The organism is Pseudomonas sp. MIL9, from assembly GCF_016887925.1.
In the GTDB taxonomy this organism is placed as follows: Bacteria; Pseudomonadota; Gammaproteobacteria; order Pseudomonadales; family Pseudomonadaceae; genus Aquipseudomonas; species Aquipseudomonas mohnii.
The window spans coordinates 104,633-115,453 of sequence record NZ_JAFEHE010000021.1 but is presented as its reverse complement, the minus strand read 5'-3'; the positions used below and the strand labels follow the sequence as shown (position 1 = coordinate 115,453).

The following is a 10,821-nucleotide window of genomic DNA, read 5'->3' as shown; positions in this document are numbered from 1 at the left end:
GTGTCCAAGTACGGAAATATCGACCGCGCCCTTGTCGGCATTCTCGACCTCTTCGGGGTGTGGTGGTTGATCAAGCGCACGCGGCTGAACACCCATGCCCAGGAGATCGAGGGATGACCCTGTCGCGCGAAGTGCTGTGGCTGGTGGTCGGCTTTGCCGGGCAAATTGCGTTCACCGGCCGTTTCGTTCTGCAGTGGCTGTACAGCGAGTACAAAAAACGCAGCGTGATTCCGGTGAGCTTCTGGTACTTGAGTATTGTCGGCAGCACCTTGCTGTTTGCTTACGCCATTTACCGACAGGACCCGGTGTTCATTGCCGGTCAGGCCTTTGGCTCCATCGTGTATCTGCGCAACCTGCAATTGATTGCGAAAAGCAAACACCTCAAGGACTAAATCATGCGTCGAACCCTGTCGCCCCGCGTCGAATGCCTGGGCCTGATGCTGCTCGCCCTGTTTTTGGTCGGTGCCGGCCTGGGGCTGCGTCAAGCGCAGAACGTCGATGAAGAACGTTTCCTCGGCGTGGCCCTGGAGATGCTGCAAAACGGTTCGTGGCTGATTCCACACCGCGCCGCAGAAATCTACGGCGACAAGCCGCCGATCTTCATGTGGACGGTGGCGTTCTTCACCTGGCTCACGGGTAAACCCAACATCGCGTTGTATATTCCGGGGCTGTTTTCTGCGGTGACCGTCACGGCGATGGTCTATGACCTCGGCCGCCGGCTGTGGAACCAGCGCATCGGGCGCATTGCCGCGCTGTTGTACCTGGCGACCTACCAGACCTACAGCATCCTGCGCACCGGGCAAATCGACAGCTTTCTGATTCTGTTCACCACGCTGGGCCTCTACGGCCTGGCCCGTCATCTGTTCCTGGGCCCGGCATGGCGCTGGTTCTATGTGGGGTGCGCCGCCATGGGCATCGGCGTGATCACCAAAGGCGTGGGCTTTCTGCCGGCGCTGATGCTGATCCCTTATGCCTATGCGGTGCGCAAGGGTTGGCCGGGCGTGGTGGCCATGCCGGGCCAGGCGCGCAAATGGTGGCTCGGGTTGCTGGTGATGCTGGCGGCGATCGCGGTCTGGCTGTTGCCCATGGCGTTGTCCATCGTGCTCAATGGCTCCGCTGACGAGGTGGCCTATGCCCGGGAAATCCTCCTGCGCCAGACCGCCGGACGCTACGCCAACTCGTGGCATCACCGTGAACCGTTCTGGTACTTCTTCACCAACGTCATTCCGCAATACTGGCTGCCTTTGGTACTGGCCTTGCCATGGCTGGTGCCAGCCTGGCGCCGTCAGCTGCAAAAGCGTGACGGCCGGGTGCTGGTGCTGCTCGGTTGGGTGGCGCTGGTGGTGCTGTTCTTTTGCATCAGTGCCGGTAAACGCAAGTTGTACATCTACCCGGCGCTACCGGGGCTGGTACTGGCGGCTGCGCCGCTGATTCCCTGGCTGCTGCAGCGCTGGTTCAAGCGGCGTCCGCGCCTGCGCCGGGTATTTCCGGCCCTGGTGGCGGGCTGGTTCGTGCTGTGGTTCGCCCGCGGGTTTATCGAACCGTTCGCCGATGGCGTCAATCCGGATCAGGCGATCATGGCCCAGGCCGCGACCATGAGCCACGGTGCGGACCTGGTGCTGGTCAATTGGGAGGAGGGGCACTGGTTGTTCGCCCGCCAGCCAATCGTGCATTTCGGCATGGACAACTCCACGGTCGAAAGGGCCGCACAATGGCTGCGTGAACATCCTCAGGATTATGCCCTGGTGCCGGGCGAAGTCCTGACCCGGTGCTTCAAGCCCGAGGCCGCCCATGAACTGGGCGAGAACTCCCGTGCACAGTGGTCGCTCGTCGGCGCCGATGCCGATAACGGTCAATGCCAGCCAGGACCGTCCCCCAGGTCCTATCGGTTCGAATGGACGCCAGTCGCGGTGAAATAATCAGGGGACATGAGCCTTGCGATTGCTGCGCAACAGCAATCGCAAGGCTTCCGGTCCAAGGGGATACCCCTTAGAACTTCGCAAAATTCAAAGCATCGACAATCGCCGAACCGCCAATCCCGGTCAGCGACAACAGCAAGGCCTTGATCAGCGGGTCTTCGGCATAGCGTGAGAAGGAGCCGGTATTGAGCGTCGCCACCCGCTCGCGGATCATCTTGAACTTGCCGTAGCAGGGCGTGGTTTCCTGGGTTTCCAGCAGGTAGGCGTCGAGTCGTTGCAAGGCCCGGGTGCGGGCCTTTTCGGCGGCGCGTCGCAGCGACAGCGCGGAGCCGAGCAGCAACAGCGCCGTGACCAGGTACGAAATGACCAGGCCGGGCGGTGTCGGCCAGTTGTCGAACAGGCTGCTGCGCGAAGCCACCAGGATCAACATGACCACCGTCGGCGCGTAGATCAGTCGGTTGACGGCCGAGGTGCGCTTGGCGATCAGCTGCATATCCACCCACTCATCGATGCAGGGGTGCTTGAGCGTTCCGAAGATTTTCTTGTGCTCGGCCTGCAACGACCCCGGCCAGATCGCATGATGCTCGCTGAGATGGCGGATAAATCGGGTCAACAGCAGATTGGCGTCCATGACCCAGAACACCAACACCTGGAAGGTCAGGGTGGGAATCAGCCAGCTCACCAGCCACCAGATCGATTGACCGCGAACGGGCATGCCTTCCATGGGCCAGACGACAAACAGCACGCTGGTCACGACCACGTAAAACCAGGTCGCGAGTCCCGCCCGCAGCATGCGCGCACCGAATGAACCACAGATGCAATGCTCACCCCAGAACCTTGCAATGGAGATCATCTTGCGCCCGTCGGTGCAATTGACCTGGGCCGACGCACAGGGTTTTGACCAGTCTTCGCTGGCGCTCATCAACGGGAAAAATATCAGCAGCAACCAGTGACCCAGTTCATTGCACCAGCGCCGCACGCTCCAGCCTTTGCCTCGGCGCAGCAAGCGTCGGACCTGACCCCATAAGGTCATCTCGTATTTGCGCATGTGCAGGCGCAAATGGAAGGTGGTTTCGATCTCGGCGCGGTTGATGCGCAACTTGCGCCAGCCCCAGGTCAATGCCGAGATGGATATCAGCACCGCCAGCAAGCGCAACGCCACGGTCGGCCAGGCACTGATGCCTTCGAACAGGAACATCGGCTCGCCCAGGCCGTTGTCGGTCAGGATGCTGCGCATCTGGTACGCCAGCATCAGCGCGAGGATGAACATCACCAGCGGGACCACGATGTACCAGACCCAGGCGTCGTAGGAGGCCGGGACAGGACTGGCCATCGGATCTTCGGCCAGCGCCAGTTTTCGGGTGGAACGCCGGGTCAGGTTCAATGACAGGATGCCCAGCAGGATCAACACGAAGGTGAACCAGAGAAACTCCGCATGCCAAAACCGTGTGGCGATGAAGGCGCACACCGCCGCGACCATGAACAGGCTGATCGGCACGCCGCGCACCCAGGCCAGCCGCGTGTCGTGCTCGTCCTGCGGACCTTCGATCCGCCACCAGAGGATAAAACTGGCAATCATCAGCAAGGAGAATGTCAGCGGCCCGGCCCAGAAAAAGGACTGGGTTTGTTTGAAACGCTCGCGGATCGACGGCGATGGTTCGGGGTAGGGCGGTGGCGAAGGGTCCTGGAGGCAGCGCAGGGCCATCAGGTCGTGGGGGCGGATGCCGCGATCGGATTGCGATTGGGTCGGCGCCTGGCAATTGACCGGGCGTGAGGCGCTAAGCCGGGTCGCCAGTGGAATGAAACCACTGATGCCGACTTCATAAATGCCCGGCGACAGCAGCTCCGATTTGGAATAGTCGAACTTCGCGCGCTTGACCTCGAACGACTGCGGCGCCAGCGCCGCCAGCACCGAGACAAACACCGCGCTTTGCAGGCTGTCGCGGAACGGCGGCACGTCTTGTTGCAGGGCGCGAGTCAGGGTGAGGCCGTAAGGGGCCGCCAGGATCAGGTTGCGGGTGGTCTGCGCCTGGCCCCGTTGCAGCATGCGGGCATCGAGGTCGGTGGAAAAATACAGTTTGTAGGGCATCCGGCTCTTGAGTGCCTGCAACACCAGCAGCTTGTCGTAGGCATCGACGCCCAGGATGCCGATGGCACCGATGCCGCTTTCGCCATTGCGTCGATAGGCCTCGTCCTCGCGGGCGATGTGGTCGGCCAGGCGCCGCAGGTAGTCGAGCTGAGAATTGCCGTCGGCCTTTTCCAGCGGGCTGAGGTCGATCGGGGGGCTGCCCAGTGTGTTTTTGCCGGCATCGCTGCTGGCGGTCTTGTCGGTGCTCGCCGACTCCTCCGGCAGGCGCCCATCCAGGCCGCGTAAATAGCTGAAGCGCAAAATCCATTGGTCGACCGCTTCGCGCTGGTTCTTTTCGCTGTCATTGAGGTGCGCGTCCCGGGCCACTTGCAGCTTGAAGCTTTCGATCAGCGCGCGGCTGTAGAAACTGTCCCACTCGGAAATCAAGGCGATGCGGTTGTCGCTGCGCCGCAGCGTGCGCGTGCAGGGTGAATCGACCCGGCGCTGGGTACCGTCGCTACAACGCACGCCGGCGGCCGGATCGACGCGGCGCAGCTTCAGCTCGTCGAGCATCAATTGGGTCATGGTGCCGTCGTCGCTGACGGTGCGCAGCAACTTCATGGGTTGCCGATTGACCAGCGGCGGCGACAGCCGTTGGTAGCCGCGATCCAGCGTTTCGTTATCGGCGGTGGCCAGCGGCGAGTAGATTTCGACATTCGGCGTGGCCTTGCCGATGTCCTGGTCCTGGAACATGTCTCGCAGCACGGTCGAGGTCGAAGGGCCGATGACCTTCAGCACGGCGCGTTCCGGTTGTTCGGAGCAGCCTATTGGCGCGCACGCCGCAGCGACTTTGTGGTTCAGGGTCTGGCGCAGGGTTTCCAGGTTTTGCAACGGCGTCGGACCGAGGGCGTCCTGTTTCAGCCAGAACACGATCGTGCGGTCCGCAGGTGGTGAGGCGCCTTCCAGCGCGGTCGGCGGATCGAAGGGGTTGGAGATGAACACTTCGTAGGGCGCGTCGACGAAAGCGTTTTTCTGCGGCGCATCGGGGGACAGGTTGTCGGCGAGTCTCAGGCAGTGGATGTACTGCTCCTGATCCGGCACCCGATGGGAATTCTTGAAGCCGGCGAGCAAGGCATAGCGAATGCGCCGGCGTCGCTCGACCTCATCGGCATAGGGGCCGCCCTCGACCAGCGCGACCATGATATCGGGCGCCTGTTTTGCGCCGGACAGTGGCGAAAGGTCGGGGCTGCACACGTTCTCGGCATCGGGGTTTTTGCTGTCGCCGAGCTTTTTGCGATAGCGCTCCACCGCGTCGAAAGGATCCTGCCAGAGCCGTGCTTCGATAGGCAGCTGCGCCTGGAACTGCGCACCGATGGGGCGCGGTTCGAGGAAGGGTTCGCGGTTGAGGGCGAACATCGATACCACCAGACTCAGGATGACTGCACTGCCTGGCAACCAAAAGGCCAGGTTCGTGCCCGAACCCTTGCTGTCCACGGCCTGTGCCTCTTGTTGTCGGCCCACTGCGTACAGTTATGTATAGACCCAATCAGGCACGGAGCTTGGCCTGAATGGACGATTATTTGCCCGATTTGCCGCTGATTGACCTCTGTAGGAGCGAGCTCGCTCGCGATGGACGTCAACGATAACGCGTGTGATCTGGATGAACGCGGCGTACCTGAGTCCATCGCCAGCAGGCTGGCTCCTACAGGAATTGCGTGACCCATGCCTGGGCATGGTCTCTTGTAGGAGCGAGCTCGCTCGCGATGGACGTCAACGATAACGCGCGTTATCTGGATGAACGCGGCGTACTTGAGTCCATCGCCAGCAGGCTGGCTCCTACAGGAATTGCGTGACCCATGCCTGGGCATGGTCTCTTGTAGGAGCGAGCTCGCTCGCGATGGACGTCAACGATAACGCGCGTGATCTGGATGAACGCGGCGTACTTGAGTCCATCGCCAGCAGGCTGGCTCCTACAGGTGTTGATTTAGACAGGGCTTCGGCGCCAGAAGCATCGGGCCAGCAGCGCATCGAGACTGAACTTGCCAGGGCCTGACAGCACCAGTGGTACCAGCGCGGCGAGGTAGATCAGCGGCAGTTTGAAGTTGCCGTAGCCTTTGTTGGTGATCGAGTAACCCTGGGCCAGGTCGCTCAAGGTCGACCAATCGGCCGGCCAGTGAACAACGGCGGTGGCGACGATGGTGACCACGATCAGGCTGATCGCCGAAAAGCGTGTGGCCAGGCCCACCAGCAAGGCGAGGGCGCAGATCAATTCCACCCACATCGACAGTTCCCAGTTCAACGTGGCCGGCAGGTGGTTGAACGGAAACAGGAAGCGGTCCTGGATGTCGGCGAACCAGTTTTCGCCATTGAATTTTTCCAGACCGGATTCGAAAAACTCCCAGGCCAGAAAAATCCGCAGGGTCAAAGGCGCGATCCAGGTGCCGGCGCGGTCAAGGTTCAGGTGCAGGCCTTTGACGGTGGATGAAATGAAAGTGTTCATGGACATGGATCTCCTACAGATCAGGGATGTCGGGCGACTGTGCGCCCGTTCGGCGCAAGGATCGGCTTGGCCAATCGACAGGCGCATTTCATCAACCGGGTGTATCTGCGGTGTGTCTTTGGGGTGGGGTTTTAAGTGCGGGGTGTGTCTGGGGCAGGGCTGTACACACTTTGATACGTACATCGCAGAACGTTAAACCAGGGCAATGCCCTTGTGGGAGCGAGCTCCCACATTGTTAACCGGCCCCGTTCAGCGACATGCCCTGGCGCACTTGCGGGGCAGTTTGCGTGGGCATCGAGTCAGTCCGATAACGCCAGGACCCGGCTGCGCAAATGTTCCAGGGTTTCGTCGTTGAGCACCGTGGTCGAGTCCAGTCCTTCGTTGGCCTGGAACAGGTTCATTGCGTCACGGGTCTGCTTGCCGACGATGCCGTCGATGGCGCCAGGGTGCCAGCCCAGGTACGTGAGGTAGGTTTGCGCCATGCGGATGCGCAGGTCCGGCGTGCCCCCATATGAGAACTTTTGATACGCGGCGCTGAGTCTCAAGTCGTAGTTGTTGATGGCGTAGTTGGGGCCGTTGTAACGACGGGCGAAGTTCGCCCAGTCCCTGGCCCGCAGCGCCGCGACCGACCCCCCCTTCGATCAGTTGGTTCACGGTGCACAGCAGTTGTTCGTTTTCGGATGCAACCATGCGCTTGATCATCGCCTCGACATCCGCCGACCCCGTTGCGGCGAAATTGAAGCCCATCGTCTGGCCCAGTCCCCAGGAAGCGCTTTGCAGGGCCGCGTTGCGGTTCAGGCTGATGGCCTGATTCAGCCGATCATATTGATGCGCTCCCGTTGCGCCGTAGCTGCCGGGGGATTTGCTGCTGATATCGGGGTGTTGTGCGTCAAACGCCTGATGGGTCAGGCGGCTGAAGACGTGACGTTCGTAAAGAATTTTCGGGCGCCGGTCGGAAAAGAATCCGTTGCCGGAGGTTTCTACTGCTAGCACAGCCCAGAGTTGCGCAGCGCTGACTTTGGCCAGATCCAGGGCATTTTCCATTCCTTCGTCGTCAAGCGCTGCGCCATGGCCGGTGAATTCATCGCTCATGACGGCCTCCGTCGAAAACAGGAAACGCGGGTACGCGCTTTAAGCGTAGGCGGGCCGGGCCCGGGCAGAGGGTTTTACGATCATCGGTGCCGGCCAGCGGCGGATGACGCTCAGGGACTTTTGCTATACATTTTCCGCCCGCCCATTGCATGGTGATACTGCTTCATGTCTCTCGCGCTCGAACGTCTAGTCGCTGGCACGCCGATCCCTTTCGCCGGTAATCGTGTCACTGTGGTCAGCCCCGAACTGGCGGCACGCTTCCAGCCCGGTGACCATCTGTTGGTGGAGCAGGTCAGCGGTGAACTGCTGCTGATTCCGGTGGCTGACCAGCAGGCGGCGTCCGTCGCGATTGCCCGTGCCGAAGCGGCGTTTACCGCGTTGTCGGCGGTGTCGGATCAGGCGATCAGCACCTTCTTCGATCTGTTTGCCCAACGTCTGGAGACCCCGGACTGCTGGGCCTTGATCGAGGCGGCCAACCTGGCCGACATCGAACGGGCCAAGGCTCGCGGTCGTTCGACCACCCGTTTGCTGGCCGATGAGCGCATGCGTCGCGACATGATCGCCGGCCTGCGCGCCTGGCGCGATGCCGCGGCCACCCGTGGCAAAGTGGTCAGCTGCGTCGAGCATGACGGCTGGAAAGTCGAGCAGGTGGTTTCGCCGCTGGGCATTGTCGCGTTCGTCTTCGAAGGCCGGCCGAACGTCTTCGCCGACGCCGCCGGTGTGCTGCGCACCGGTAACACTGCCGTACTGCGCATTGGCAGTGATGCCTTGGGCACGGCCCAGGCCATTGTCACTCACGCGTTGAATCCGGCGCTGGCCGACGCCGGCCTGCCGACCGGTGCGGTGTCGCTGGTGGAGAGCGTCAATCATGCCGCCGGTTGGGCGATGTTTGCCGACCGCCGTCTATCGCTGGCCGTGGCCCGGGGTTCAGGTCGTGCCGTCAGCCAGTTGGGCAGCATCGCGCAACAGGCCGGCACCGCCGTCAGCCTGCACGGCACCGGCGGCGCCTGGTTGATCGCCCACAGCGACGCCGACGCCACACGTTTCGCCGCGGTGGTGCGCAACTCCCTCGACCGCAAGGTCTGCAATACCCTCAATGTCTGCCTGATCCATCGCGACCGCGCCGCCGAACTGGTGCCGCTGTTTCTGGACGCACTGCAACAGGCCGGCAAGGCACGGGGCCAGGGCTGCAAGTTGCACATCGTAGAAGGCAGCGAAGCCTATCTGCCAGCGGAGTGGCAAAACGCGACCGTCGAGGTCTACCGCGCTGAAGGCTATCGCACCGAGCCCCTGGCCGAGCCGCTGCCGGAAGAGCAACTGGGCCGCGAGTGGGAATGGGAAGAAACCCCGGAAGTGAGCCTGAAGATCGTTGACGACCTGGACAGCGCCATCGCCTTGTTCAATCGCTACAGCCCTCAGTTCACCGTATCGCTGCTCAGCGAAGACGCGGCGACCCAGGAGCGTTTCTACAATGCGGTCAACGCGCCCTTTGTCGGCAACGGGATTACCCGTTGGGTCGATGGCCAGTACGCGCTCAACAAGCCCGAGCTGGGCCTGTCGAACTGGGAAAGCGGACGCCTGTTTGCCCGTAGCGCGATTCTCTCGGGCGATGGCGTGTTCACCATCCGTAGCCGCATGACCCAGACGAATCTGTCGGTGAAACGTTAAAAACGCCTGACGCGGCGGCCGTTGCGGTCTGCCAGGCATAAACAAAGGGCCTGCTCCTTATCGGGAGCAGGCCCTTTTTTATGGGTCAGTCAGTGATGACGCTTGCTGATCAGTAGAACCGGTCAATCACCCGAACTTCGTTCTGGTTCTGCATCGATGCCCAGGTCTGTTTCAGCGTTTGCAGAACATTACCGATGAAGTCCTTGTCGGCCGCTGCTTTCTTGCCGACATAGCCCTGGCCGCGACGGTACATCTTCAGTCGGGCGAGCAGGTTCTGGTTGTTCTGGTCAAACTCCGTTTCATGGGCATGTGGCGACAGGCAGTCGATATGAACCTGGCCCGACTTGCTGATCCACAGAATATGGCTGTCGTGGCTGTCTTTTTGCGCAGCGAACATACGAGCCAGTTCTTCGATAGTTGGTTGATTGTTCAGATTCATTTTAAAACCCCTTGACCATTTGGTGATCTTTCAAAGTTGATTCGCTAATACAAGTAGCCCATCGGTTAGTTGATCCCTGGCACCGAAACCAGGACGTCAGCAGTCGTCCGCCATATTCGACGGGGTCCCGCATCTGTTGCATGTAGTCGTGTTGAATAACTGCTACGCGTTAGCGTCACAACGAAGAGAAGCAGCGAATACCTTCAGGCCACTGCCGACGTTTTCAGGGTCGGGCACAAGCGTCATGAGGATGGATCGCTAGCGCTTCTCGTCCTTGTACTGGACGTTCGGGCCAGGTCAGCTTCTTCAATCTGCCTTGTGGGCAGGGTGTATCCGGAAAAAACAGCTCGGCGGTCAGACGAGCTTGCTCAAGCGTGTTGCGTGTACTCCCGATCGGGGAGACGTCTGCATCATGCAAGGGCAAATCGAAGGCGTCAACGGTTTTGTAGTGAATATTTTTCGTCACTACATATTGTCTGACAAAGCTGTTTGGAATTAGCGCAAAGGCTGTGGGGGGCTGTGGGGCGGATGGATCGCCGGGATCTGAGCCTTTGGCGGTTCTACGGGATTGGGCCTGGTGCTGGCGAAGGTGGCGATTTTTCAAAGCGGTAAAGGGTGCATGGATAACCGCCAATCGACGGGTGATGCAGGCTGTACCCGCCACCCGTGAGATCGGGCATGACCGCAGCCCAGAACAGTCGCGCCGGTTGGTTCGCCTCGATGTGGAAAATCTGCCATTGACCGGGGAAACGGCTCAAGAGGGTGGAAACGACAAACTTCGCGACACCCTGACCACGAAAGCGCCGGGTCACGAACAGGTAACCGATGTTGTGCTCGATACCGGGCCGATGGGTTTCATCGTCCACGGTCACGAACCCGGCCAATTCCCCGTCCACCCTGATCAGAAATGGCCGGGTCGCGGGTTTTCGCCAGTAATCGGTCAGGGGCAGGATGTTGAAAAAACCGTGTTCAGCCAGTTTCAACGGCAACCACTCGCTGAAGTCATAGGTATAGAACTGCATCAGGCATTCAATGGTTTCCAGATCGTCGCGCTGTGCGGCGTGCAGCTTTATCGAAGGCATCACCGGTGGCTCCTGATATCCGTCAGTCAAGGATAGTTGGAACGGCGAGTGAA

Annotated in this window: 8 protein-coding genes and 2 pseudogenes; 4 read left to right on the top strand and 6 right to left on the bottom strand. The window is 60.9% G+C overall.

Annotation, left to right across the window (positions count from 1 at the left end):
- The 3 genes and pseudogenes from JQF37_RS22270 to JQF37_RS22260 all read left to right on the top strand — a co-directional run.
- A pseudogene (locus JQF37_RS22270) lies at window positions 1–117 on the top strand (dolichol-phosphate mannosyltransferase); the annotation flags it as partial.
- Entirely contained in the window at window positions 114–392 is a 279-nt protein-coding gene (locus JQF37_RS22265) for a lipid-A-disaccharide synthase N-terminal domain-containing protein (RefSeq protein ID WP_130208786.1), read from the top strand. The pseudogene JQF37_RS22270 and the gene JQF37_RS22265, both read left to right, overlap by 4 nt.
- Window positions 393–395: 3 nt before the next feature.
- Complete coding sequence (locus JQF37_RS22260; protein ID WP_130208784.1) at window positions 396–1,919, top strand: glycosyltransferase family 39 protein; 1,524 nt, start codon at window positions 396–398, stop codon at window positions 1,917–1,919.
- A 70-nt stretch (window positions 1,920–1,989) separates the two neighbouring features.
- Here JQF37_RS22260 and JQF37_RS22255 read toward each other — a convergent pair whose 3' ends face one another.
- The 4 genes and pseudogenes from JQF37_RS22255 to JQF37_RS31505 all read right to left on the bottom strand — a co-directional run.
- Window positions 1,990–5,481, bottom strand: a complete 3,492-nt coding sequence (locus JQF37_RS22255; RefSeq protein ID WP_130208782.1) for a hypothetical protein — start codon at window positions 5,479–5,481, stop codon at window positions 1,990–1,992.
- Window positions 5,482–5,971: 490 nt separating this feature from the next.
- Window positions 5,972–6,487: a DoxX family protein gene (locus tag JQF37_RS22250; protein WP_130208778.1), complete on the bottom strand. Its 516-nt coding sequence runs from the start codon at window positions 6,485–6,487 to the stop codon at window positions 5,972–5,974.
- Between the two features lie 299 nt (window positions 6,488–6,786).
- Window positions 6,787–7,104: an N-acetylmuramidase domain-containing protein gene (locus JQF37_RS31750; protein WP_262984255.1), complete on the bottom strand. Its 318-nt coding sequence runs from the start codon at window positions 7,102–7,104 to the stop codon at window positions 6,787–6,789.
- A 91-nt stretch (window positions 7,105–7,195) separates the two neighbouring features.
- Window positions 7,196–7,531: pseudogene (locus JQF37_RS31505) on the bottom strand (N-acetylmuramidase domain-containing protein); the annotation flags it as partial.
- Window positions 7,532–7,744: 213 nt separating this feature from the next.
- Here JQF37_RS31505 and JQF37_RS22240 point away from each other — a divergent pair.
- Window positions 7,745–9,247, top strand: coding sequence for an aldehyde dehydrogenase family protein (locus JQF37_RS22240; RefSeq protein WP_130208776.1), 1,503 nt, complete (start codon window positions 7,745–7,747; stop codon window positions 9,245–9,247).
- A gap of 109 nt (window positions 9,248–9,356) precedes the next feature.
- On the opposite strand, the gene JQF37_RS22235 is transcribed toward JQF37_RS22240, so the two are convergent.
- Complete coding sequence (locus JQF37_RS22235) at window positions 9,357–9,686, bottom strand: hypothetical protein (RefSeq protein WP_047528094.1); 330 nt, start codon at window positions 9,684–9,686, stop codon at window positions 9,357–9,359.
- 560 nt (window positions 9,687–10,246) lie between these two features.
- Window positions 10,247–10,768 carry a GNAT family N-acetyltransferase gene (locus tag JQF37_RS22230; RefSeq protein WP_130208774.1) on the bottom strand — a complete coding sequence of 174 codons (522 nt, stop codon included), beginning with the start codon at window positions 10,766–10,768 and terminating at the stop codon, window positions 10,247–10,249.
- Between the last annotated feature and the right edge of the window lie 53 nt (window positions 10,769–10,821).

What these genes read in the sequence shown, in the direction of transcription:
- JQF37_RS22265 (WP_130208786.1), top strand. Translation starts at nt 114, where the DNA reads ATGACCCTGTCGCGCGAAGTGCTGTGGCTGGTGGTCGGCTTTGCCGGG.
- JQF37_RS22260 (WP_130208784.1), top strand. Translation starts at nt 396, where the DNA reads ATGCGTCGAACCCTGTCGCCCCGCGTCGAATGCCTGGGCCTGATGCTG.
- JQF37_RS22250 (WP_130208778.1), bottom strand. Translation starts at nt 6,487, where the DNA reads ATGAACACTTTCATTTCATCCACCGTCAAAGGCCTGCACCTGAACCTT.
- JQF37_RS22240 (WP_130208776.1), top strand. Translation starts at nt 7,745, where the DNA reads ATGTCTCTCGCGCTCGAACGTCTAGTCGCTGGCACGCCGATCCCTTTC.
- JQF37_RS22235 (WP_047528094.1), bottom strand. Translation starts at nt 9,686, where the DNA reads ATGAATCTGAACAATCAACCAACTATCGAAGAACTGGCTCGTATGTTC.
- JQF37_RS22230 (WP_130208774.1), bottom strand. Translation starts at nt 10,768, where the DNA reads ATGCCTTCGATAAAGCTGCACGCCGCACAGCGCGACGATCTGGAAACC.